Origin of the sequence: [Scytonema hofmanni] UTEX 2349 (assembly GCF_000582685.1) — a bacterium.
Taxonomy (GTDB): domain Bacteria; phylum Cyanobacteriota; class Cyanobacteriia; order Cyanobacteriales; family Nostocaceae; genus Hassallia; species Hassallia hofmanni.
The window spans coordinates 1,433,848-1,459,675 of sequence record NZ_KK073769.1 but is presented as its reverse complement, the minus strand read 5'-3'; the positions used below and the strand labels follow the sequence as shown (position 1 = coordinate 1,459,675).

Annotated in this window: 18 protein-coding genes and 1 pseudogene; 12 read left to right on the top strand and 7 right to left on the bottom strand. The window is 41.0% G+C overall.

What is annotated here, in order from left to right; all coding sequences use genetic code 11:
* Window positions 1–133 precede the first annotated feature (133 nt).
* The 4 genes from TOL9009_RS0136790 (at window position 134) to mltA (ending at window position 4,186) form a co-directional block, all read left to right on the top strand.
* On the top strand, window positions 134–955 hold the full coding sequence (locus tag TOL9009_RS0136790; RefSeq protein ID WP_029638698.1) for a squalene/phytoene synthase family protein: 822 nt from the start codon (window positions 134–136) through the stop codon (window positions 953–955).
* Window positions 956–1,116: 161 nt separating this feature from the next.
* On the top strand, window positions 1,117–2,307 hold the full coding sequence (locus tag TOL9009_RS0136785) for an RNA-guided endonuclease InsQ/TnpB family protein (protein WP_029638696.1): 1,191 nt from the start codon (window positions 1,117–1,119) through the stop codon (window positions 2,305–2,307).
* 349 nt (window positions 2,308–2,656) lie between these two features.
* Window positions 2,657–2,917: a hypothetical protein gene (locus TOL9009_RS0136780; RefSeq protein WP_029638694.1), complete on the top strand. Its 261-nt coding sequence runs from the start codon at window positions 2,657–2,659 to the stop codon at window positions 2,915–2,917.
* 3 nt (window positions 2,918–2,920) lie between these two features.
* Window positions 2,921–4,186, top strand: a complete 1,266-nt coding sequence (mltA, locus tag TOL9009_RS0136775) for a murein transglycosylase A (RefSeq protein WP_029638692.1) — start codon at window positions 2,921–2,923, stop codon at window positions 4,184–4,186.
* Window positions 4,187–4,328: 142 nt separating this feature from the next.
* Here mltA and TOL9009_RS0136770 read toward each other — a convergent pair whose 3' ends face one another.
* Window positions 4,329–5,198 (bottom strand): DUF5895 domain-containing protein, encoded by an 870-nt coding sequence (locus TOL9009_RS0136770; protein WP_029638690.1) that lies wholly within the window; start codon window positions 5,196–5,198, stop codon window positions 4,329–4,331.
* Between the two features lie 594 nt (window positions 5,199–5,792).
* On the opposite strand from TOL9009_RS0136770, the gene smpB reads away from it, so the two are divergent.
* Both smpB and TOL9009_RS0136760 read left to right on the top strand, forming a co-directional pair.
* Window positions 5,793–6,260, top strand: coding sequence for an SsrA-binding protein SmpB (gene smpB, locus TOL9009_RS0136765; protein WP_029638688.1), 468 nt, complete (start codon window positions 5,793–5,795; stop codon window positions 6,258–6,260).
* Between the two features lie 182 nt (window positions 6,261–6,442).
* On the top strand, window positions 6,443–6,745 hold the full coding sequence (locus TOL9009_RS0136760) for a WGxxGxxG family protein (protein ID WP_029638686.1): 303 nt from the start codon (window positions 6,443–6,445) through the stop codon (window positions 6,743–6,745).
* A gap of 291 nt (window positions 6,746–7,036) precedes the next feature.
* Here the strand turns inward: TOL9009_RS0136760 and TOL9009_RS0136755 are convergent, their stop codons facing one another.
* From TOL9009_RS0136755 to TOL9009_RS0136740, 3 genes are all read right to left on the bottom strand, one after another.
* On the bottom strand, window positions 7,037–8,452 hold the full coding sequence (locus TOL9009_RS0136755) for an IctB family putative bicarbonate transporter (protein ID WP_029638684.1): 1,416 nt from the start codon (window positions 8,450–8,452) through the stop codon (window positions 7,037–7,039).
* A gap of 289 nt (window positions 8,453–8,741) precedes the next feature.
* Window positions 8,742–11,678 carry a methyl-accepting chemotaxis protein gene (locus TOL9009_RS0136750; protein WP_029638682.1) on the bottom strand — a complete coding sequence of 979 codons (2,937 nt, stop codon included), beginning with the start codon at window positions 11,676–11,678 and terminating at the stop codon, window positions 8,742–8,744.
* A 1,031-nt stretch (window positions 11,679–12,709) separates the two neighbouring features.
* Window positions 12,710–14,239, bottom strand: coding sequence for a GAF domain-containing sensor histidine kinase (locus TOL9009_RS0136740; protein ID WP_029638680.1), 1,530 nt, complete (start codon window positions 14,237–14,239; stop codon window positions 12,710–12,712).
* Between the two features lie 1,009 nt (window positions 14,240–15,248).
* Between TOL9009_RS0136740 and TOL9009_RS0136735 the strand changes: the two genes are divergently transcribed.
* The 5 genes from TOL9009_RS0136735 (at window position 15,249) to TOL9009_RS0136715 (ending at window position 22,395) form a co-directional block, all read left to right on the top strand.
* On the top strand, window positions 15,249–16,406 hold the full coding sequence (locus TOL9009_RS0136735; protein ID WP_029638677.1) for a DegT/DnrJ/EryC1/StrS family aminotransferase: 1,158 nt from the start codon (window positions 15,249–15,251) through the stop codon (window positions 16,404–16,406).
* 328 nt (window positions 16,407–16,734) lie between these two features.
* On the top strand, window positions 16,735–17,607 hold the full coding sequence (crtB, locus tag TOL9009_RS0136730) for a cyanoexosortase B (protein ID WP_029638675.1): 873 nt from the start codon (window positions 16,735–16,737) through the stop codon (window positions 17,605–17,607).
* A 211-nt stretch (window positions 17,608–17,818) separates the two neighbouring features.
* The gene (locus tag TOL9009_RS0136725) at window positions 17,819–18,511 is read left to right on the top strand and encodes a cyanoexosortase B system-associated protein (RefSeq protein WP_029638673.1); all 693 of its coding nucleotides are present in this window, start codon (window positions 17,819–17,821) and stop codon (window positions 18,509–18,511) included.
* Between the two features lie 264 nt (window positions 18,512–18,775).
* Complete coding sequence (locus TOL9009_RS0136720; protein ID WP_029638671.1) at window positions 18,776–20,134, top strand: polysaccharide biosynthesis/export family protein; 1,359 nt, start codon at window positions 18,776–18,778, stop codon at window positions 20,132–20,134.
* Window positions 20,135–20,244: 110 nt separating this feature from the next.
* Entirely contained in the window at window positions 20,245–22,395 is a 2,151-nt protein-coding gene (locus TOL9009_RS0136715; protein ID WP_029638669.1) for a GumC family protein, read from the top strand.
* Between the two features lie 117 nt (window positions 22,396–22,512).
* Here TOL9009_RS0136715 and TOL9009_RS0136710 read toward each other — a convergent pair whose 3' ends face one another.
* From TOL9009_RS0136710 to TOL9009_RS0136700, 3 genes are all read right to left on the bottom strand, one after another.
* Complete coding sequence (locus TOL9009_RS0136710; RefSeq protein WP_029638667.1) at window positions 22,513–23,187, bottom strand: rhomboid family intramembrane serine protease; 675 nt, start codon at window positions 23,185–23,187, stop codon at window positions 22,513–22,515.
* Between the two features lie 118 nt (window positions 23,188–23,305).
* Complete coding sequence (locus tag TOL9009_RS0136705; RefSeq protein ID WP_029638665.1) at window positions 23,306–24,028, bottom strand: rhomboid family intramembrane serine protease; 723 nt, start codon at window positions 24,026–24,028, stop codon at window positions 23,306–23,308.
* Window positions 24,029–24,432: 404 nt separating this feature from the next.
* Window positions 24,433–25,200 carry an SDR family oxidoreductase gene (locus TOL9009_RS0136700; protein WP_029638663.1) on the bottom strand — a complete coding sequence of 256 codons (768 nt, stop codon included), beginning with the start codon at window positions 25,198–25,200 and terminating at the stop codon, window positions 24,433–24,435.
* A 189-nt stretch (window positions 25,201–25,389) separates the two neighbouring features.
* On the opposite strand from TOL9009_RS0136700, the pseudogene TOL9009_RS41765 reads away from it, so the two are divergent.
* A pseudogene (locus TOL9009_RS41765) lies at window positions 25,390–25,764 on the top strand (tetratricopeptide repeat protein); the annotation flags it as partial.
* Window positions 25,765–25,828: the final 64 nt, after the last annotated feature.

The window sequence follows — 25,828 nt, the reverse complement described above, 5'->3', positions numbered from 1 at the left end:
ACTAAAAATGATAAGTTTTTCGATGAGATACTAGCGTATCTACGGTTTTTCAGGTTTAGTAAAAACTGTATCCAACGTAATCAAAAAAACCTCAAAATTTATGTGGTGTGAAAATCAACAGAGGAGTGAAAAAATGGATTTACGTAATGACGCTTTGCAAATCCTCAAACAGACTAGTCGAACTTTTTACATCCCAATTAGTATTTTACCACCAGGATTGCAAGAAGCAGTTTCATCTGCATACTTGTGTATGCGTGCGATTGATGAAATTGAGGATCATCCAGAACTAGATAATGCCACTAAAGCGAGATTGTTGCAAACAATTAGTTTGACATTACAAGCAGGTGTTGATGGCTTTGCGGTTGACGCTTTTTCTGTGGGATTTGGCAGCCACGAAGATTCTTTAGCAGAAGTAAGCCTGCGGATACGAGAATGGGCGCTACTGGCACCTGAGAGCATCGCACCTCGGATTTGGGATGCGACTGCGGCAATGGCGGATCGGATGGCATACTGGGCAGTAAAAAATTGGAAAATTCATACAGAGTTTGACTTGGATCGTTATACCTTTGGAGTTGCAGGTGCAGTGGGCTTGTTACTCTCCGATATATGGGCATGGTATGATGGGACTGATACAAACCGTACCCATGCGATCGCTTTTGGTCGGGGCTTACAGGCGGTTAACATCCTCCGCAACCATCATGAAGATTTGACCCGTGGGGTGAGCTTCTTTCCAGATGGTTGGAATGCACATGATATCCAACTTTACGCCCAACGTAATCTAATTTTAGCAGATGCTTACACTAAAGCCCTTCCTGCTGGTCCTGCATTAGATTTTTGTCAAATTCCACTGACATTGGCTCATGGCACTCTTAACGCTCTTGCTAATGGCAAAGATAAACTTAGCCGCAGTGATGTTTTAGCACTGATTGAGCAGGTGACAAATCTGAGCAAGTGATTTCTGAATAAGCTAAAATTGAAACCCTAAAAGGTAGAAGTCTAAGAAAATAAATTTTTTAGCTTTTACCTTTTATCAGAAGGTTGGGTTTAAAACCCCGTGCTTATAGCACGGCTTTAATTAATTTGAGCTTCTTACAGAATATCGGATATAATGTAAGAATGACACAAAAAGCATTCAAGTACCGATTCTATCCAACTTCTGAGCAAGAAACGTTGCTTAGAAGAACGATGGGTTGCACTCGATTAGTTTACAACCGCGCTCTTGCTGCAAGGACAGAAGCATGGTACGAACGTCAAGAGCGAGTCGGATACCCTGAAACTTCAACAATGCTGACTAATTGGAAAAAGCAAGAAGACTTGCAGTTTTTGAATGAAGTTAGCAGTGTGCCATTACAACAAGGCTTGAGACATTTACAAATTGCCTTTACTAATTTCTTTGCGGGGCGGGCAAAATACCCAAACTTTAAGAAAAAGCATCATGGTGGCAATGCTGAATTTACTAAGACTGCTTTCAAGTGGAAAGATGGCAAAGTATTTTTAGCCAAATGCGCTCAACCCTTAGATATCCGATGGAGTCGGCAACTTCCTGAAAGTGCAGAGCCATCAACAATTACGGTGAAGCTCTCGCCCTCTGGACGGTGGACTATTTCAATGCTGGTGGATGTTGCAATCGAGGCATTGCCTAAGTCTGGTAATCAAATTGGTTTGGATTTGGGCATTACTAGCTTGATTGCTTTGAGCAATGGTGAAAAGATTGCTAATCCTAAGGCGTTTAGTCTTAAACGCCGTAAATTGCGGAAAGCTCAAAAAGCTCTTAGCCGCAAGAAAAAAGGATCTAACAATCGCCACAAGGCAAGACTGAAAGTCGCTAAAGTTCATACAGAAATTAGTGATGCTCGTAATGATTTTCTTCACAAATTGACAACCCGACTGGTTCGAGAAAACCAATTGATTGCAGTCGAAGATTTGTCTGTGAAGAATATGGTCAAAAACAAAAAACTCGCTCTCTCGATTAGTGATGCTAGCTGGGGTGAACTAGTTAGACAGATTGAATATAAGTGCGATTGGTATGGTCGTAACTTTGTCAAGATTGACCGATGGTTTCCCAGTTCAAAACGCTGTGGGATCTGCGGACACATTGTTGATAAACTGCCTCTGAATATCAGAGAGTGGAATTGCCCTAACTGTGGGACACACCACGACAGAGACATCAACGCTAGTAAGAATATTTTGGCTGCGGGACTCGCAGTTTCAGTCTGTGGAGCGAACATAAGACCTGATAGGCATTTTGCTAAAGGGAATAAAGAGCGAAAAACCAGCAATGGAAAGAAACAGAAACCTAAGTCGTGAGTCTTAGGAATCCCCGACCGTTTACGGCGGGGAGGATGTCAATTTTCTCTTCTCTTTCAGCAACTAAGAAGTGTTCCCAATACGGTATTGTTTAGTTTTCATAATCGAGCGCGGATCTATTTTCATGTGATCGCCAAACTAGATAAAATAATTTATGCGATCGCCCTTTGTGCCGAACAACTTGCTGGGAACTGTTTCTCGTCAAACAAACGTCATAGCCGAAAGTAGAGACGTTCCGGTGGAACGTCTGTACGGGGAGTTATGAGTTTTTCTTCCCCCCCTCCCCTCTTCCCATTTTGGGGTTAAGTAGTTGAAAATAGGTTGGATGTGTTTCAAATGATTCAACTTTATGACTAGAACAGCAAGCGAATTTGTCGTACACCTGATGATGGATGGTGGACACCGGGAAGAAATACGCTTTCCGACAATTCAAGATTTTCAGAAGTGGTACAATGGCGTGTTTATTCCAAAGGCTGCTGATAATGACTTTATCAGCGTACCCATCAAAAATATTTCCGGTCAGGGAGAGTATATGGTAGTGCGTCCATCTCGGATTTTAGCAATCCGGGTAGAACCAGTTTTTAGTTCTAGTGTTGAAAGATTCAATTAAATGATGAGAAAAACCCTTGCTTTGCTTTCCTTGAGTTTGGGAGTTGCCTTTATTATCCCACTCTGGTCAGCTGTTGCTCAGATTCCTATTTTACCACCACTGCCGTTACCAAACAATCCTGAAGCCCAGCCAGTGGTAATACCAGTACCAAGAATTCCGTCAGTACATTCGGTGCTTAAACCAATGGAATTAGGAGCCGATTGTACTTCCCAGTCTACTTGTTTGGGTTGGGATGAGCAAATTTGGAGTCGAGGGAATAAACCAGGCGATCGCGACGCACTCTTAGCATCCATTGACAACAGTCTGAGTTATTTGCAAAAAGATAGGGCGATCGCTATATATCAGAGTTATCCAATTAAGGAAATTACCCACGATCGCGTGTATCGCAGTTTGGTTCGTTTCCGTCAATTAGTTGTCAACTCAAATTCACCATCTCAACTGCAAGCTGCTGTCCGTCGGGAGTTTATCTTTTACAAATCGGTAGGTAATGACGGCAAAGGTACTGTTAAATTTACTGCATACTACGAGCCTGCTTATATTGCAAGCCGAGTTCGCACAAATGTATATAAATATCCCCTTTATCGACTACCAGCAAATTTTGATAAATGGAGTAAACCCCATCCCAAACGGATACAGCTAGAAGGAAAAGATGGTTTGCTTGGAGATAAAAGTCGGTTGCGCGGTTTGGAACTCTTATGGTTCCGCGATCGCTGGCAAGCATACATGGTGCAAATCCAAGGTTCCGCTCAGATTCAGTTAACCAACGGAACTACAACTAGTATCGGCTATGCAGGTGCTACAGATTACCCTTGGACAAGTATCGGGCGAGAATTAGCAAAAGACGGGAAAGTAACTTTGAAACAACTGACCCTTCCACGGATGACCGAGTACTTTCAGCAACATCCCCAAGAGTTAAATAATTATCTACCGCGCTGGGAAAGGTTTGTTTTCTTCAAAGAAAGCGGGGGTAAACCAGCTACCGGCAGTATTAATGTACCTGTTACAGGAGAGCGTTCTATTGCTACAGACAAGTCTCTCATGCCTCCTGGCGCATTAGCGCTAATCAATACCTCAATTCCCTATCCCACTGCGTCAGGAAGGCTGGATTATCGTACTGTCAGCCGCTTTGTCCTCGATCAGGATACAGGAAGCGCCATCAAAGGACCAGGACGAGTAGATTACTTCATGGGAACTGGACAATTAGCAGGCGATCGCGCTGGGGTTACAGGTGGTAATGGTTCGCTCTATTATTTGCTACTTAAAGAATAGGGCATGGGGCATGGGGCATTGGGCATTGGGCATGGGGACAAGGAGGACAAGGAGGAATTTGCTTCCCCATCTCCCTCATCTCCCTCATCTCCCCATCTCCCCAGTCCCCAGTCCCCAGTCCCCAGTCCCCAGTCCCTAATCCCTAATAAGGTGGATAACCAAAATCATCTTCATCCGCATAAACATAAGAACTAGAAACCCCTGCCATTTCCATCTTCGGTGCTTCTAGTTTCACAACTTCCTTACCAAAATCTTTGTAATCTTCAAAATTTTTGGAGATAATTGCCGATTCCGGAGAGTCGGAAGCAATCAAATATTGTGTTAACGTCGCCACCGTTGGACGTTTATAGTCTACAGTTGAAGCTACCATAACAGTATTTGGTTCAATCCCTCTTTCTTCAGACTCAATTATTGGGCAAAAAATCCCGTGAGCGTGGAATAGTGAACCTTTTGATGTTATGGGTTGCTTGCGATATGCAGCATAAGCTTTTTCTAGTTCAGCAGCGAAACCACCGACTATTTTCCCTTGTTGATATTCGCAATAACTTTTACTAAAACTTGCTCCGGCTACGCCATTTAAAGTTAATTGTAGTGGTGATTCATGTAAAAAATTTTTGTTTTCTCCTACTAAAAAAATTAGGTAGCGAGTAAAGGTTTTAAATTTAAGTTTGTCTGCTAAAAACGCATCATAATTTTCTTTGAGTGTACCCAGTTTTAAACCACTTTGTCTGTCTTTTACAGACAATGGACCCTTACGCACTATAACTATGTGTGGGGTGGTGGAGATAAATACAGATTCTACTCCCGAACTAAACTCATGTTCTACCTGTTGCCAATTTTCATCCGGTTGAAAACCAACAGCATGGGCATTATCTAACTTAATTGCTAACCCGTGGGGTTGCATCCCATCTGTGCCATAGCGAGGATTAATCATCTGACACCACGGGATGATTTGAGAAGGGGGTGCGTTAAACTTCTCGTCCTCAAAGTCGAATTTTGCAGATGCTTTCATCGTTATAAAGTGTTTTGCGTTTATAAGTTTATCAGTGCAGGTAAGAGATAAGGCGTTAATGCTAAACTTCGTAACGTCTTTACACTGTAATTCAGAAGGCAGAAGTACGAAGGCAGAAGGCAGAAGGAACCCACGTTTAAAAACGTCGGATTGAAGCAAGGACGCTTTGTATCTCGCGCTACGCGTCTCGATACAATTCTTTGTTTAAACTGGGCTTTATACCCACAAAGTAAGTTTTTATTAATACTTCTTTCCTTCTGCCATCTGCCCTCTGCCCTCTGCCTTTCTTGTAATTTACCGGACATGATATTGATGTAAGTCTCTACATTCTTTTCCACGCCGATGTCTCTTGCCTTAAACGTACTACTCAAAGTACTTAAGCTGGTCTGATTAGGACAATTTCTGTACCCTCGGCTGTCTTCCGTGGGGTTTTGTGACTCTTAGTTGAAGGCGATCGCCCTTCTTGTGACTATAAATTAATAAGATAACACTGATATCGAGTAAAGCATTTATAGTAGTTTAATATCCCCCATTAAAGTTTAGCAAAAACTAAACACGAATTTTTAGGCAAATTTGACGCAAGCAAAATATTCAATGAGCGAGAAAAGCGACAGTTACAAAGTTGTAAGCGATAATCGGCAAGCCCGTTATTTGTACGAAATCTTGGAAACCTACGAGGCTGGAGTTCAGTTGACAGGCACCGAGGTTAAGTCAATCCGTGCGGGAAAGGTTAATCTCCAAGATGGCTATGCTTTGATTCGCGATGGCGAAGCATGGCTGCTGAATGTACATATCTCACCTTACACTGCTAGTGGACAATATTTTAACCATGAACCGCGCCGCACGCGCAAGCTGCTGCTCCATCGCCAAGAAATCCGCAAGCTAATTGGCAAAGTGGAACAGCAAGGTTTAACTATAGTACCTCTGAAAATGTATTTGAAACGAGGTTTAGTAAAAGTAAGTATCGCTCTAGGTAAAGGTAAAAAGCTCCACGACAAGCGAGAAGACTTGAAACGACGCCAAGATCAACGCGATATGCAACGAGCGATGAAGAATTATTAAGCCGCAATGTGACAAACGGGACTACTACATTAGAGTGAGCCACAACTTCACTTTCAGCAGCATTTGTCTATCCTCAGCGTGAGTTTAGAGAAACTTGAGTTTATAGCTGTAGGTTGATTCAATAAATCTTTGGAGTAGATAAATTGGTGACTAACAAACGAACCAATGAGTAACAAACATTTATGAAAAGTAATCTCACCAAAGCTATTGGCGCTGGGATTTTCGCGTTGGGTATGACAATGTTGCCCTTAACTCTACCTGTACAAGCTCAATCTAATGGTGGAACAACTAATACTACCCCAGATACAACCACAACAACTGCCCCAACCACAACAACTTATGAAAGAGATGATTTTGATTGGGGTTGGTTAGGATTAATAGGTTTATTAGGTCTAGGAGGTTTGGCTGGTAAAAATCGCCGCGATGACGCAACACGCTACCGCGACCCAAATGCCGTTGGTACTTCTACAACTTACAGAGAATAATCAGATATTTGCCGCTTCAGTTGCTTATTTTGGACAAAAATAATAGAATCACGAAAAAGAAGAAAGAAGGGATTTATAGCCTCTTTCTTCTTTTTTCACTTTGTTATAAGACAATGCGGTTCAGTTAAGCCTGATCGGACGAGTGTAGAGACGCGAAATTTCGCGTCTCTACATACCAAAATCACTACCAAAAATCCTTAACACCAAGCGTATTGTGTTATGAGATTGCGCCAATATCGAATACACGTAGCAGACGTAGCAGTGCTACGTCTCTACAACTGTTGCATTGTTTTAGGATGCAGGTAAAGGCGAATTTACTTCTTGACTTTGGTCTTGAGGTGTGTATGTGTAATAGCTAGCAATCAAACCAACTACTAGCCACCAAACGCTATTGACTTCAGGACGATAAAAGACAGTATCTACCGTGCCATGAGCGAGCATACCTGCCATTGTAGCGATCGCTCCAATTAACCAAAAACCATCGGCACTTCTCAATTTCCGGAACCTTTGCATTTGCAAAAATGCAGTATTAAAAGTCACTATTACTAACCACAGGAAAGCGGCTAAACCCACAAAGCCAGTTTCGACAATCACCTCTAATAAAATCGAATAAGCACTCAAAGCAGTATAACGAGGGCGTTGGTAAAGCGGGTAAATTTTATTAAAAGAACCGTGACCCGGACCAATACCAATAATTGGGCGATCGCGAATCATCTCAAAAACAGCATCCCAAACATTGCGACGAAAATTATTACTGCTGTCTTTGCGATCGGCAAAAATACTCACAACCCGCAAGCGCACTGGCTCTACAAATATCATCGCTAGGAGCAATACCCCAATCAAACCTCCTAAAATAATCGGCAGCGACCAAGTTCGCCAAAAAGGAGGCATTTCTATACTCCACCAATAAACCAACAATGCCATCACAGTTAAAAATGCCACAACTAGCCCAATCCAGCCACCACGACTAAAAGTCAAAATTAGACAAGCAGTATTGACAACAAACATCGTTAGTGCTAAAGCTTTCTTAATCCAGCCTTGCCATACAAACACGGCAACTAAGCTGAAAACCACAGCGGGTAGAAGGTATCCGGCAAGTAAGTTAGGATTGCCCAAATAACTATAGACCCTTGTAGTCTTAGAAAAAGCAGATTCTTGATCAACCCAAGTAGCTAGGGGAGGAGCGCCAAAAAACCATTGTCGCATCCCATAAATACTGACAATCAGGGATACATGCAAGTAAAGAACAATCATCCAAGAGCGGAGTTTAGGCGACCTCAAAACCCTAGCACAAAGGGCAAACAGCAACAAATAGAGCGTTAACGTGATCAAATCGTTAACTGCAACCTTTTTCACAGGTGATAATGCGGTAGCGACAGCAGCAACAGCCCAGTAAAGCAATACCAACAAGTGAATCGGAGTGACTGATGGAATTCTTGGTGCGGCTTCATCTGATAAAGTCAACAACAGCCAAAATCCCACACAAGCGGTCAACAATAATCCGATAAGTGTAGTTGATACAAAAGGTGCAAGAGCATACACCACGCTCAGTAAGCCAGCCGCGATTGTGTCTCCCCATTGCATTACTATACTGCCTTGCCGCCAGGAACTCAACAACCCAACTAGAAAACGGTGTAGATAGCTGGTGGTGAGATATTGTTTGAGCGGCAAGTAAGATAAAGTGAATCTTTGCCAGACTAAATTCATAAAGAAAACTGCGATCAATTAACAATCTGCGTAGAACTTGGACTCGATCATAATGCGAGTAGTTCCAAAAAAGTAATAACAAAGAAACGCAAATTGGGAATTAATCGTGTTTGAATTGCTCTGGGCAGATTTTATTGGATATAGGCGATCGCTATAAACGTAATACCATTTCTGTGTGAAGCTGCGCCTAATTTAGCCCACGCAGGTGGGCTTTGTAAGTGTAGCCGCGAGTTTACTCGTCGGGTTATTAAGCGCAGCCTCATAAAGAATTGGTATAACTAAATTTTGACTAATTGATTTTGAACTTACTTACATTTGTTTGCAGTTCTTGAGCAATGTCTACAGTTTTTTGCAAAGATTGAGAAATTATCTCGGAACTACTAGTAACTTCTGATACTTGAGAAATTTCTTCTAGCAGTTTTGTCACTACTTGGGATGTTTCCACCTGAGATACTGTTGCTTGAGAAATAGACTGCACTAACTTATCAAGTTGCTGAGATACATTCAAAATTTGATTTAGGGATTTTTTCACATCTTCCACAATGGGTGTTCCTTTCACCACTTCCGAAGTTCCCAACTCCATCGCTTTGACAACTTCTTGTGTATTTCGTTGCGTATTTTTCGTTATTTGCTCAATTTCTTGGGTAGCACTTGTACATCGTATAGCTAGTTCGCCTAACTCTGTAGCAAATACTAAAAAACTGTTATTGCCCGGATTAATTCTGACAGCTTCTAATTCAGCATTAACTGCCAATATGTTGGCTCGTGTTCCTATCTCTTCAATCAAAGAAACTATACGGCTAATTTGTTGCGAAGATTCTCCCAAGCGCTTTACTTTTTTTGCCATATCATCAATTGTGGAGCGTAAATTAAAGATGTTTCGCATCGTCAAATCTATCGCGGTTCCGCTTTCTTGAGCATTAAAAGAGGTTGTATGAGCAAAAGAAACAGCTTTTTGAGCGTTTTCTGACATTGATTGCAGATCCCGCTTTATTTGATGAACGTTATCTAAAGTAAGGTTGATTTTAACAGCTTGCGTCAGCGCTTGTTCAGATAGTTGTCGAATTGCATGTTCGTTTTCATTAACAGCTATATTTACCTGAGAGGTCGATGATTCTACTTTCACCACAATCGCTCTCAGATTATTGATTATGGTGTTAAAACCTTCAGCAATAATGCCTATTTCCCCAGATATCACTTCTGCCTTAACTGTCAAATCACCTTGAGATGCTTTGTCGATATCTTTGAGCAATTTGATAATTTGCTGTTGTAGTAATTGTTGTTGTTGACGTTGCTCATCAGAAACAACTTCAGCATCAGAACTGGCATTTGTAATTTTTTCAATTAGTGATGCTTGCTCTAAAGCATAGCCAATGGGAATTGTCACTTGCTTCAACAAATTAATTTCTAACTCTTGCCATTGACGGGGACGAGAACATTGTTGAGCGATGAGCAAGCCATAAAGTTTATTGTTAATCAAAATCGGTGCAACTAAATTTGCTTTAACTGCGAATTTTTCCAACTGAGCTAAGTGACAATCAGTTAAATCAGCTGCATAAATGTTTGTCAGAGCTTGTACACGTCCTTTCTGGTACTTTTCTACGTAATTGTTGGCAAAACAAGGATCGGCGATTTCTATTCCCAAAGTGACTGGAAACTCAGGATTTACCGATTCAGCAATTATCTTGCCTTGCCAATTTTCATCAAATTTGTAGACAATAACTCTATCTGCTTCAAGAGCTGCTTGTAGACTTGTCACAGCAGCATTTAAAATGTATTGAGTATTTAGAGAGCCACGGCAACGTCCAGTAATTTCACTAACTAGTTTTGCTAGTTTTACTTCATTTTCTTGTTGGTGGACTTGTTGGGTAATTTTGTCTGCTAATTGGTTGAAACTCAAAGCTAATTGTCCAACTTCATCAGCTGAAAAAATTTCTGCACGAGCAGTGCGATCGCCTGCTGTATATCTTAAGGCTATTCCTTGTAGATGTTGAATCGGTTTAACAATTGTCCGTCTCTGAATCAAAGTCCAAATCAAGATAATCGCTAATGCCAAAATAATCGTGAATAACTGCACCCAAAAACTATCTACAAGCAATTTATTTAACGCTGTTTCTGGAGTTACCCGCACTAAAATAGCCACAGGCTGCTTACTAAAAATAGCAATGGACTCTTCATCTGCTTGGATAATTTTGTAGGGTACAGCCTTCGTTGCCACAGTGTAAGTTTGATTGTCAATTTTCATCCGTGCTGTGACCGCTTCACCTGCCGAATTTAATGCTGTTTCTAGTAAGGATTTACCTGTTTGAGGTAAATCTAAAATTGAGAGTTTCCCTGATTCACTTTGAGCTAAAGATGTTGCTAACGTAAATTCTCCTGTTGGTTGGTGAAAATAAACTGCACTATATCCACCACCAGTAGTTGTCAACGTACTTCTCAAAATTGATTCTTTACCATTAACTATATCCCCAGAAACTAAAGCACCAATTACTACATTTGTTTCCGGATTTTTCACTGGGGTAACTGTGTAACGAATTAGTGCATCTTTATTTCTAAATCCACTTGGTAAAGGTGGTGCCTCTCGACTCAGTTCCGACCATTTGACAATGCGACTAGCTTTAATCTGTTTTGGATAGCTAAAAACTTCACTAACTAAATTGTCGGGATTAAAAATTTCCCCTTGCCGATCGGCATTGGCATTGACTATAATCTTGAAATCTTTGCCAACAAGCGTAGCATATTCTATTGTTCTTGCTTTGATTTCATTTGTCAGAATTTGCTTGACTTCTGCCTTTAAGGTTGGACTTAAGAGTTCACCAGAAGCATTGAGCTTTGCCGCTTTAATAATTGCAGTGTTATCTGATTGCCCTCGAAAACCAAAGCCCATTTGATTAACTTTAATATTGTAAGCTATATCTGTAACTGCAACTTCTGACTTAGCTTGTTCCAGTGACAAAGATTGAAGATTACTTGTAGTTAAATATCTACTGACAATACCCAACCCGAAAATTGATATTAGTTCCGAAGCAATCAATACAATTAACTGTTTGCGACCAATAGAAAGATTCGCAAATTTTTGCAATAAAGAAGGTTTGATTCGCAGCGAATTAAGATTATTGATAGATTGTGTAAATTTTTTTAATTCAGAATCTTCATGAGAATTATTTAACAATTGTGTTGGTGAACTAAATTGACTATCTTTTGTTGTTAAAGAATCTTTGCTCATTTCTATTTTCCTTTTAATTCAGTATTTTAAGAAATTTTTCGCAACACAAAATAAACAGTTTTAGCACTAAGCTTAATATCTGCCCAAGAGATAAAGAATACATATTTCCATACTGATATGGACTTAAGCTATGATAAAAAACTTAAGTCTACGAGCGTAAATAAGTACTTGTGAATTAATTACACAATGTCCAATGCGAATGAAGCGTTCGCTTCGGATTGTAAATATTTTTATCCAGCTACTTATGTGTCATCAATTTAATTAATCCAAAAGTGAACAACTATACATTTCACTGACTACTAGCCGGGAATGTGAATTGAGAAATAAATAACATCGAAAAGAAAATAAGGATGCACTCTGATATCCAAAGAAAGTTTTGGCAGATTTGTTTGATATAGCTCATGAGTCAAGTATTTAATTTATCATGAATCTAAATTTACTACAATAAAATATCAGTCTTAAGTTATATTTTTAACAAAAGTAGCTGAAAATAAAGATATATGAGGTTTTTCTCCTAATTGTAAATCGTTCTAAAAGAATAATCTAATACATCCTATACTTAGTTAGCAGTTAATAACCCCATAACATCAGGATGGGAAGAATATTAATAAGGTATATTTTTTTTGGGAAAATATATGCTTCTAACTGTGATGATAAAAGTAACTCACAGCCAGGAGGAAATAAAATATTTAGGTATAGTCAATATTTTTGGTACTGACAATGATGCTAGTCAAATGCTCTGATAACAAAACTTTACTGGGATCTTAAAAGACGATAAATCTACAGTCAGGTCTATATAATGCGCGGACATCTTTGGCGATCAAAACTTGGGCGATCGCAGTCGTCACCAAAAGCAAATTTTACTTTCATCGGTGACGACTAGTTTCGCAACAATCAATTTTAAGTTTTTCTCACTCTCAGATAAATAGACTAAATAGCTGATTTTTCGACGCATCAAACGATAATTCAAGGTTTAACGCCAACATAACAAACATTTTTGTCATCCTCAAACGCGAAAAAATACGATCGCATCAGATATTGCTAACTTTTTCTGTTGTCGCTATTTTTAATGGTAAAGAAAGCACATAGCGATATCCTGATTCTGGTGAACCTTGAATCGAAATTTGCCCACCATGCAATTCTGCTAGATGACAACTAAGTAACAGACCCAAACTTTCGCGAGACATGCTTTTATGCGGCTTAGTTAAATCTAAGTTGGAATCAACACCAAATTCGTATGAATTTGAATCATCCAACTCTACTAATGGCAAACTCCTTACTTGCTCTTGGTTTTTCTGATCAATACTGTAACTTGTAGCTTCAGCAGTCAGTTCCACTAATGCTAGTGGAGTTAGACGAAAATAAGGATCAACCTCGGTTATACCGTCTCCCAACCAGGGATGCGATACCCAAACAATAATGTTGAGTATATCTTCCTTGTAAGAAACATGAATGCGAACAACGCTACCTGTAGCAGAAAGTTGAATCACGCTGAAAACCAGGTGATAAAGCATTTGTCGCACCTTGTTTTTATCCAAAGTCCAAATGCGGCTGCGGTTTGGTTCTATCGACAAGCGAATATCTTGCTCGCGACGATTGGCTGCTTCTTCTAACGTATTGATAGCTTGTTGACACAGCATTTCAATATCCATAGGAGCTAGATTCAGCACATTCGGTCTTTCATCCACTGCTCCGAGTTCGCTAATTTCATTTACCAACGAAAGCAAGTATCGACCACTGTGTTGAATAATCTCTATATATTCTCTTTGCTTAGTGGTCAAAGGTCCATAAATCTCACGTCCCAAAACGCTAGCCATACCCAACACAGATGTCAACGGTGTAAGCAACTCCTGAGTAAGCTGCCCTAATAGTTCCAACTTCAGTTGCTTGGTAGGATCGATGTCTTTTTCTAGGGGTGTGGTGATTCTGATTTCGCTGCGCTGCTCATCCTTAAATAAGAAATGAGAAGCGTTACTGTGAGTGCTTTCTGGCTTTTGTTGCAAAAGTTGATTGCGCTCAAATTCACTCATGCACCAACGAGCTATGATTTGTAAAAACTCAACATCTCGAGGGGAAAATTTGTGTTCATGAAGATACATGACTGCCAGCGAACCCAGACAATGCCCAGAAGCATCAATTAGCGGTGCCCCCATATAAGCGCGAATGCCATAATCCCGCACTAACTTACTACCAGCAAGTTCTGCATCCGTGATTTTTCGCATATCAGTGATAACTAGGGGTTGCGAAGTCTCTACCACCTGGGTGCAAAAGGAGTCCCGGCGTAACAGTTGACGATTTTGCGCCAGCTGATTCATGATTCCCAGTCGAGATAAGCCTACCGCTGACTTAAACCAATGACGCTCTTGATCCACAAATCCCAATATGGAAATTGGGGAATCCAAAAAGTGGGCAGCAGTTTGAGTCGCTTCTTCAAAAACAGGAATCGTTTCTGATTGCCGCAAACCTAGTTCCAACAACGCTTTTAGTCGTTGTTGTTCTTTCGTTTCCTGGGAAGCCCAACCATCTTTGAGGGCAAACAATTTGTTTTCCGGCTCTACCATTGCCACTGTTACCTTGATAATTGTTTGATACTGTAATTTCTATAACCCCTATTTATGGGTTATTGTTTGCTAACTTAAGCATTCCCCAATTTTGCTACCGATAAACAATTTTGCCGGAAAATTTTTTACCTTACTTAAAATTATTGAGTGCTGAGTAAAACAAGAAATACTTTGAGAATGCGACTCGTGTATTAAGTTTATGATATGTGAATGCATTTTGGTAAGCAATGCCTACACGTATAGTGGCTTTTTGGTAAATATAACCCAGCAGTTCAGTAATTATCTAATAGATATAGGCGTGGAAAAATGTAGAGACATAGCAGTACTAGGTCTCTACAAGGGTTTCAGATAACGCATAATTAATTTCCACTTTCGCCTGTCTAATAGACGAATGGCAATTATTTGGGTAAAGGGGCAAGAAAAAACATGTACTTCTTTTCCCACTGCAAGGGTGTTAATCCAAGGCAGTGGCTTTCTTTGAACTCGCTGCCGTACCTGACTTTAGGTTTTAATGTCAGCGATCGCGTTAGTTTTACATTTGAAGTGGGTACGATAACGCTAAGGATAAAATTTTCCGATCATTAATATATAAAGGAAAGATTTTACGTTTATCTACTCAATTTAATTTACTCAAAATTATTTTTTTCCTGGAATTTACTGAGGCGGTTTTCTCGAAAATAATGAAAGCGATATCTACGGTAAGCTACGAAGATCGCGCTTCACATTTATCAAAACTAATAATAGTGATTTTTTTGGGAAAATCATCTAAATAAATATTAAATATAATTTGTTACTTTTTCCAGAATAAATTGAGTAAATCTGACAAAAAATCAAAAATACAATCCTTTTTTGCTAAAAATCAAAATGGTAAATAAAGAAAAAAATCATATAAAGTTCACAAATACTTCATAATCAGTAATTACCCAAACATTGGGTATTAAGTCAAAAATGGATTAGATGTGAAAAAACCGGATTTTGAGGTTATTTTTGAGGCTTTCTGAAAAAAAATATGACAATTAGAATTCCTTTTGTAGACCTGAACTTGCAACACCAATCGATGAAAACTCAATTGCAGCAAGCAATGCAGGCTGTATTTGAAAAAGGAGATTTTATTTTAGGGCAAGCCTTAAAAGAATTTGAGACAGCATTTGCAGCAGAGTCTGGAACAAAATACGGTATTGGTGTTGCTTCCGGAACCGATGCGATCGCTCTCGGTTTGCAAGCTTGTAATATTGGTGCTGGACATGAAGTAATTTTGCCAGCAAACACCTTTGTCGCTACCCTAATTGGCGTGCTACGAGCGGGAGCAAAACCGATTTTGGTAGATTGCGACCCCAAAACAGCCTTAATTGATTTAGAAGCAGCAGCAAGAGCAATTACGCCGCAGACCAAAGCGATTATCCCCGTGCATCTTTACGGACAAATGGTATCACCGCAACAGTTGTTAGACTTTGCCGATAGATACAAAGTACTAATTTTTGAAGATGCGGCACAAGCGCATTTAGCCGAACGCGATGGATATCGCGCCGGTTCAGTGGGGATAGCAGCAGCATTTAGTTTTTATCCGAGTAAAAATTTAGGTGCATTTGGGGATGGAGGAATACTGCTAACAAAAGATGCAGATGTTGCCCAGAAAATGACACGCTTGCGGAATTACGGCGCATCCTCGAAGTATTATCATACCGAAGCGGGTACGAACAGCCGTTTGGATACGATGCAAGCGGCAGTGTTGCTAGAGAAACTACCATATTTAGCGAATTGGAATAGCGATCGCCTGAACATCGCCCAACAGTATGATGGTGAATTAGCACCCTTAAATCGGCTAGGTATCATCCCCATACAAAACCAAAGTGGCACAGGACACGTTTATCATCTTTATGTAATCAAAATCGATGATTCTTGTGTGCTTGAACGTCAACAAATCCAGGAACAACTCACAGCAGCAGGAATTCAAACAGGCATTCACTACCCAATTCCCTGCCATCTCCAGCCGGCATTTACCGACTTAGATTATCAAATTGGAGACTTTCCCCAAGCAGAAAAACAGGCAAAGCAAATATTATCCTTACCCATGTACCCAGGCTTAAAACATAGCCAAGTCAAAGAAGTTGTCGCAACCTTGGCATCAATCCTCAGTGGCGAACAACAACAGTTATTGTGCATTTAAACACCAATATACAGACAAAAGAGACGTAGAAGTGCTACGTCTCTACAAGGATTTGGGTAACGCATAATAAAAGAGCGATCGATGTCTAATTCCTAATTATCATTTAAATATGAGTTTCGTAGTGAGCGGTTTACCGCTCATCTCTTCGATGTACCCGGTACTCCGTGTCATATTATATTCTGATAATTAACATTAATAAAAATATCACAACCCTCGTAGAGACGTTCCGGTGGAACGTCTTTACTCGTAGTTCCGGTGGAACGTCTTTACATTGTAAATAATAAACCTGACATGATATCAGTGTGGGTAATTCACATCACTAAAAACTATGACATTCCAGCGTCAGATTCAAAACACAAACGCAACACAATTGTTCAGCTTCGCCATTCTCGGTGTATTAGCGCTGCTTTATGCGCCAATATTACTGCACTGGTTGGATGGTTGGCTAAACAAAAGTATTAGTACAGAACACGAATATTTTAGCCACGGTATTATTGGTATACCTTTTGCCGCTTATCTGAGTTGGATAAACCGAAAAAAATGGCAACGACTACCCGATGTCAATCATCCTTTGGGTGTAGCCTTATTGATCGTAGGGGGAATTTTTTATCTGAGCGGCGTTACCGAATGGGTTAATCTTTCCTTCCCAGCCATCTTAGCAGGATTGTGCTTGTGGTTAAAAGGAATTCCCGGCTTTAAATTGCAAGGATTTTCCCTACTATTAGTGTTTTTGGCAACCCCAACAGCATTACCTTACCTCATCGCTCCCTACACCTTGCCTCTTCAAAGCTTCATCGCTGGTACAGCTGGTTTCATCCTAAGTCAGTTTGGTATGCAAGTAGCTGTTGACGGCATAAATATCTTCGTCGGGGGACGCATTGTGGAAGTTGCCCCTTACTGTGCGGGGTTGAAGATGCTATTTACTACCTTATACGTCTGCTTAATGCTGCTTTATTGGACAGGTGCTTTATCATCGCGTCGCACAACTATTTGGTTTTTATCTACTGCTGTTGTCGTCAGCGTCACCGCGAATATTATTCGCAACACTTTACTGAGTTTCTTTCATGGAACAGGACAACAGGGAGCTTTTGAATGGCTGCATGACAGTTGGGGTGGAGACTTATATTCTGCCATTATGCTGCTTTTATTAGTGCCTATTCTTAATCGATTTGATAGATATTTTTCAGAAGACGAAAGCTAAAGCCAGCATTCGTCATTCCATACGATTGTATAGACGTTCCGGCGGAACGTCTTTACGAGGGTTTTTTGGTAATATTAGGGGAGCGATCGCAATACCAAAAAGCCCCTCTAAACCTGAGGAAAGGGAAATACGTAGGAGAGTGTCAAAATTACTGAACACAGGAAGTGATTTTAGCAGGTAAAATTTTGCGTAAGTATTGCAAATTTTACTTATGATATCCTTTTCTAAATTACTCAAAGAAAACCAATTTCCTAGATTAGCAGCGCTTTTATTGTTACTAATACTGCTGGTGATAGGAGCTGTACCCGGATACATCACAGGACACTGGCAATGGCAAAAGCTGCCTCCTATCACCACTATCAAACAGTTGAGACAGTTGCGGCACCAAGGGTTAAACCTTCCTGGTTGGCAAACCATTGAAAAAAGCCAACAACAGATTGGTGGACACAAATGGTTAATGCAAGTCATCAAAAAACAAGGCACACAAACTCAGGCTACTTTGCTTTTGCTACCGCAAACTGATTCTAAAAATCAACCAGAAGTAGAATGGACAGAGATTGAAAGCTGGCAGCAGTGGAACGTAGCTCAATATCGTCTGGCAGAATTTACGGTAAAACAACCATCAACCCAAGTTAAAGTCGAGGCTCAATTTTTTCGCGCCTCCACTATGAAGCAAACATTTGCGGTTTTGCAATGGTATGCTTTCCCCAATGGTGGAAATCCATCACCTATACGGTGGTTTGCGGCAGATCAATTAGCACAGTTACGCAAGCAGCGTGCTCCTTGGGTTTGCGTCAGCATTATGATTCCGATGGAACCCTTGGGGCAAGTAGAAACAACTTGGTCTTTAACCAAGTCTATTGGCGAAACAGTGCAAGGGGCATTAATGGGGAGTTTTTTATAAAAGGAGTTAGGTTTCTGTTTTAGTAAAGCTTTGCCTAAAAACGAGCGCGTTTTTTTTAACGCAAAGGGACGCAGAGTAAGCGCAGAGGTACGCAGAGTTTTTTTTAGAGGATTCGCTAGGAAAAAAGCGAAATTCTGTACTTAGGTGATGCAAAAAAAGATAAATTGTATAAAAATACGTTTGATTAAGAGCGGACACCCAGAGTATTTCCAGAGTAAAATAGCGAGTCGGCGCAGCATTTCTTAATTTAGTTTGATTGGATTGATGTTCATAGTTATCGGTTATTCTAGGCGTGTATTCAGCGCTTTGTGTCTTGTTAGTCTTCAGGTAGGGGTGTTCTGTACAATATCTGTTCCGGATGTTGTGGCTCAACCTTTACCCTCTCCAGGACAGGGGCAAGGGCAACCTCCTTCACCCCCATCAAGTGTTGATTTTGCACCTGCGGGTTTAAACGAGGGAATATCACCCCAACTAGGTCGCTATCTTTTAGGACCTGGAGATGTATTGGGGATTACAGTTCAATCTCCTCCAGGTCGCTACCGCTTAGGACCTGGAGATTTAATCAGCGTTGTGGTTCAGCGCTTTTCTGATTTAAGTTTTCAAGCGCAAATAAATCCTGAAGGCAATATTGCAGTCCCGTTACTGGGTACAGTGTCGCTACAAGGTTTAACTTTAAAACAAGCAGAAGCAAAAATTAGCTCTGGTTTAAATCGGTTTGTGATCGATCCGATTGTGGCTTTATCACTCTCTAGGCAACGTCCAGATTTGAGTTTTCAAGCACAAATAAATCCTGAGGGCAATATTGTAGTACCGCAATTGGGAACAGTTTCCGTACAAGGCTTGAGTTTGGAAGAAGCTCAAGAAAAAATTCGCTTGGGTTTAAGTCGCATTTTGGTCGATCCGGTTGTGGCAGTCGGGCTGGCAGGGGCGCGACCAGTTCAAGTTACGATTAGTGGTGAAGTGCCGCGTCCAGGAATTTATCCGATCGCTTCCCCGACACCCCGCATTGCTGATGCGCTGCTGATAGCTGGGGGTTCAACGCTCAACGCAGACCTGCGGCAAGTGCAAGTGCGGCGGAGATTAATTGATGGTTCTATAATTTCACAAACTATTGATTTGTATGCGACGTTGCAAAATGCTAGCTCATTGCCTAATTTACGTTTGCAAGACGGTGATGCGATAATTGTGCCGCGTCGAGAAATTGGTGCTAATGACGGTTATGACCGAAATTTAGTAGCTCGTTCAACTCTAGCTCAACCGCAAATTAGAATCCGCGTTTTAAATTATGCGGCTGGCGGAATTACCACTCAAACGCTACCTAATGGTAGTAGTTTTATAGATGCTATAGGCGGAATTAATCCGGATACTGCTAATCTCCGAGACATTGCTCTTGTTCGCTTCGATCCAGAACAAGGTAAAGCCGTCACCCAAAAACTTGATGCGAAAAAGGCACTTTCCGGCGATGTGTCTCAAAACGTGCCTCTACAAGACAATGATGTTATTGTTGTAGGTCGAACCCTGATCGGTAAAATTACTAATCTTTTGACTACGATTACTCGACCTTTTTTCAATGTTGAAAGTTTTATCCGCTTCTTTGACACTTTTAGTGGTAACTCAAACTAGTTGCTTTCTTCCCTTTTGCTGTTGGTCACAAAACTTGTTTAAAGTTAAAGATGCGATCGCTTTGTTTTTCCTGCTTCTGCTAAAACCTGCCTAAGAATTTGATTATTGTTATGGCTTCACCCATTGTTAAGCGCTACCTGATTGCTTTTGATAAGTACAAGTGGATTGGATTAGCCAGTTTTGGTTTAGTTGTAGCGGGGTCAACTCTGGTGGCTGTGCAACCAGATCCAGCCCCTAGCTATCTAACCAGTGCTGCACTTGCCTACACTCGTCCACCAGTTTCTTTCTCAGCAACTGGTACGCAAATTCAGCAGCAAGGGCAAGAACTCAGCCAGGAAATTTTGCTCTCAGACCAGATAATTGAATCTGTGGCAATGCAAGTAAAGGTCAAGCCGAAAAAAATTGGTGAAAATGTGGCGCTGAGTGTTCCCAAAGCAGCGAAGGAAGGAGAAGCTGCTGCCCCGGCAATTATTGAAATCAAATATAAAGATAGTGACCCGAAGCGGGCGCAAGAGACTGTGCTGGCATTAATGCAAGCAATGGTCAAGTTAAGCGGTGAGATTAATACTGGGCGATTAAAGGCAATTATTGCCAAAATTAACGAGCGGGTACCACGAGCAAAGGTAGAATTGCAAGCTGCTGAACAGAAATTAGAAAGGTACGATCGCCTGCAACGACCTGCTATATTAGCTGCGGAAAATGGCAGTTTGTTAAACGCAGTCACTATCAGCCAAGGTCAGCAACGGCAAATTCAACTAACGCTCTCCGGAATTGATGCTCAACTTGCCAGTTTGCAAAATAAACTGGGGTTGACAGTTAACCAAGCTTATGTATCTTCAGCTTTAAGTGCCGATCCGATTCTTGCCAACTTGCGATCGCAAATTTATCAAACTGAGTCGCAAATTGAATTGCTCAAAAAAGACTTGCGTCCACAACACCCAACAATGATTCAATTGCGACGTCAGAAAGAAACTTCGGAAAAACTATTACAACAACGTGCAACTGAGGTAGTAGGTGGTGGTGGTACGGCAGCGGCTTTGACTCCTAACGCTGTAGCTATTCGTAGCAATAGCAATTTAGACCCGGCACGCCAATTATTGGCAAATCAACTGGTGGCTTTGCAAACCCAACGGGATACTTTACAAAAGCAACTAGCTGACGAAGTTAAACAAGAGGCGCGATTGCGACAAGAGTATTCTCTGATACCTAATAAGCAATTGGAGCGATCGCGCTTAGAGCAAGATATCCTACTCAAAAAAACCGTCTATGACCAAATGCAAATAAAGCTAGCTGATGCGAGAACCGCAGAAGCAGAAACTGTCACTAGTCTCAGCATTGCTAAACCACCAGTAGTCATTAGCGACCAAAAACCGCCAAAGAGTGTGCCAATTACTTTGGGTGTAGGCGCAATACTTGGATTATTAGTTGGTGGCGGGGTAATATTTTTGTTAGGAGCAATGGAAGGGACTTTCAAAACCCAGGAAGATATTCGCGACAACCTCAAACAACGAGAAGTGGCTCTGCTGGGCGAATTGCCTTTAATGCCAGTTGATGATTTAAGTAAAGAAGCAGTGCCAACAATACTTTCTGCGGAGTCTCCTTATTTAGAGTATTATGAAAAGTTACGCAGTAATCTGCGCCGCATTGGTGGGAAAAACTTGAAGGTAGTGTTGATTACTAGCACCAGCAGTTCGGAAGGAAAAACCGTGAGTGCTTATAATTTGGGCATTGCTTCTGCCCGTGCTGGTAAACGAACTTTGATTATTGAAACAGATTTGCGATCGCATAGCCGTTGTCAATCGCTCAATGTTAATCTCGACCCCGATGCTACTCTTGAACCCCTACGCTATTACGGCAGCTTGAGTGAGTGTATTTACTTAGTTCCTGATGTCGAAAATTTATATATTGTTCCTAGTCCGGGTCCTGTGCGCCAATCTGCCGCTATTCTAGAATCAAGCGAAATGCGAAAGCTGATGGAGGATGCTCGCCAACGTTACGATTTAGTAATTTTAGATACTAGCACTCTCAGCTTATCTAATGACCCCTTGTTAATTCAACCTTACAGCGATGGCATGGTGTTGGTAGCACGACCAAATTATACACAAGAAAACATGCTCGGTGAAGCTGTGGATCAATTAACTGAATCTGAATTGGGGCTATTAGGAATCATTATTAATGGCGCTGATATCATCGTTTCCATACCTGAGCCAATTGCACCACGAATCTATCCACCTGAGGAACGAGAAGTGTCTGTTGGGTAATGGCAATACGGTTCAAGGATTTTTTGTGGTGATTTAGGGTATGTAGAGACGCGATATATCGCGTCTCTACAAGATTTATCGAATATTTATTATCCGAACCGTATTTCCCCCACTCCTTTACTCACTTTGCCTAAATAAGCCAAATAAGGGACCGAGCATTATCCCAAAGACAAAGCCACCTATGTGTGCCCAGTAAGCAACTCCGCCTGATTCTACACTCATATTGGCGGCTTGTTGCAGGCTGGCTAGACCAGATATCACATTCTGGACAAAGAAAAGTCCGATTATTATTAGTGCGGGAATTCTGATGGTGGTGACGAAAAATCCTAAGAAAATTAAGGTGACAACTTTCACATGGGCAAAGCGGATAATGTACGCACCTAAAATTCCGGCGATCGCACCACTCGCTCCCAAAGATGGAATTTGCGAATTTACCCCGACAAACCACTGGCACATAGCAGCTAATGCACCGCACGCCAAATAAAAAATTATATACTTGAAGTGACCTAAGCGGTCTTCAATATTGTTGCCAAAAACCCAGAGATACACCATATTCGAGATTAAATGCCACCAGCCACCGTGTAAAAATTGTGACGTGAATAAGGTTGTCCATTCTTGGGCAAAGTTGGTGGTTAACTCTTGTGGTATTACCGCATAGGACTCAAAAAATGGTTCTAATGCTTGTCCTGACAGACTGACTTCATGAAGAAAAACTAAAATGTTCATCCCAATCAACCCGTAGGTAAAATACGGAGTGATTCGCGTCGGGTTTTCATCGTAAAGGGGAAACACAGATGTTTTTCCTTATTATTGATTAATTGCAATATATCCTGATAAAGTAGTTCGCGCTTCAGCGCTGAAGCGCGAACTACAAGTAAAGTTTATGCTGATTTACAAATCAATATTTATTTCACTCTTTGTACAAATAATCGTCGTTAGATTTATCGCTAAACAAGCCTAACACAGGACCGAGAATCGCCCCAAACACAAAACCGCCTGCGTGTGCCCAATAAGCAATACCGCCGTTTTCCATACCGATGTTAGCCGGTGTCTCTAAACTTGCGATTCCGTAGAAAGCTTGTTGGATAAACCAAAATCCAAGAAAGAAATAAGCTGGAACGCGGAAGGTAGGGAAGAAAAAGCCTAGAGGAACGACGCCGACAATTTCGACTTGGGGAAAGCGGAGAATGTATGCACCTAAAATTCCGGCGATCGCTCCACTCGCACCCAAGGAAGGTATATTAGAACTTTGCGAAAAGTACCATTGGCTTAACCCTGCCAAAACACCGCAAGATAAGTAGAAAAGCAAATATTTGAAATGCCCTAACTTATCTTCAACGTTGTTGCCAAAAATCCAGAGAAACAACATATTACCGCCCAAGTGCAACAAACCAGCGTGGAGAAATTGGGAACTAATCAAGGTTGCCCACTCTGGAACTGGCTGATTTAGGGCAATTCCGGCAAAACTAGCGGTTAGTTCTCGCGGTACTACAGCTGCCAGGTGTAAAAATCCATTTAATGCTTGGGGAGGAAGACTTGCTTCATAAAGAAAAGCCAGGACGTTAGCAGCAATCAGCCCATAAGTGACATAAGGGGTGATTGTGATGGGATTATTGTCTCTAATTGGAACCACAAGTGTTTTTACTTATTTTTGAGAAACTAGCCTCACAATACAGAATTTTGTGCATAGTTTCTTCTAGCCGGTGGGCAGATTTTAGATATTAAGTAGTGAATTTTGTCAGAAATGCTTAGATGGAAAACGGCTGATTACAAGATATAGCTACATACCACACTTGATTCAAATTTAGGACTTATACCATTTCTGTGTGAAGATACGCCTAATTTAGCCCACGCAAGTGGGCTTCGTTCGTTTAGCCGCGAGTTTACTCGTCGGGTTATTAAGCGCAGCCTCATAAAGAATTGGTATTACGCACTTGTTACGAGAAAACAAGACTTTGAGATTGCTTCCTTGCGTCGCAATGACGGAAATACGTAGTCGGTGCGTAAGTCCTGAAATTGATGAGAGTAAATTTAGACTTAAAAACCGAAAGCTAAAAATCCGCCGTCTACCCCAATACATTGACCAGTGATAAAAGATGCCATTGGCATAGAAAGAAACGCCACAATACCTGCGACTTCTTCTGGTTTACCCACACGTCCCATAGGTGTTTGGGATAAAACTAAGTCGAGAAAATCCTGGTTATCGAGTACAGATTTAGTTAGAGGCGTATAAATAGCCCAAGGTGCTACACTATTGACTCTAATCCGATCTTGTGCCCATTCAACTGATAGCGATCGCGTTAGTTGATTAATAGCTGCTTTAGTCATACCATAAGGCGCACCCGTGCGGTTAGAAACCAAACCAGCGACAGAACTCATATTAACAATGCTGCTGTTTTGCCCATTTTTTAGGAGAGGGTAAAACAGTCGGCACATCTCAAAAATTGAAGTCAAGTTTGTCTGAAGGATGAACTCATATTCAGCCATCGTGTACTCTACGACTTTTTTGCTAATATTTGTTCCCACATTGTTGACTAATATATCTAATTTACCCATAGTTTTGCCTACTTGCTCAAAGATAGCTTGACGACCATCAGCGGTTGCGACATCTGCGCTAATAACATAAGCAGGTAATCCCGCTTGTTGCCAAGTGCTCAATTGTTGATTTATATCCTTAGAATTTCGAGCTACAATGGTGACTTCTGCACCTAAAGATAAGAACTCAGTGGCAACAGCTAGTCCAATACCTTTGCTAGCACCTGTAACCAGTGCTTTCTTTCCTTTGAGTGTCCAACGATCGCTCATTTGTGATTACTGATAATTTCTAATATTCTGACTATCTATTAATTACGAAGTTTATCTTGCAGGTGCAGGCAAGCAAGTACTTTTAAAGTTAATTATTACATGTATGCAATTTATTTACACGTTTTCGGTGAAAAGTGAAAAAATATAAAATAAATTCATATAAGGAAGAGCGATCGCACTAACAAACAAATGTTTTTTTCAAATCCTCTCAAAAATCAACTTCAACACTGGAACCATATCATCCAAAATCAACCAAAAGATCCAAAAGCTTACATTCAACGAGGCATGGTCAATTTTCAGCTTGCCAAAATTAATGAATCGATTCAAGATTTCGATATGGCAGAGCAACTTGATCCACGTTTGAAGCCTTATCTGTGGCAACGTGGGCTATCTTACTATTATGCAGAAAGATTTGCTCTTGGCGCTCAACAATTTGAGATAGACTTGACGGTGAACGCCCAAGATGTAGAAGAAACAGTCTGGCGATATATTTGCATGGCAAGGCTTTCAGGTGTGGGAGAAGCACGCAATTCTTTATTATTGGTGAAAAATGACCCGCGTCGCGGGGAGCATCCCACTTTTTATTTAGCGAGCAGAGATTAATCCATTAAGGTAGGCGCAACGATGA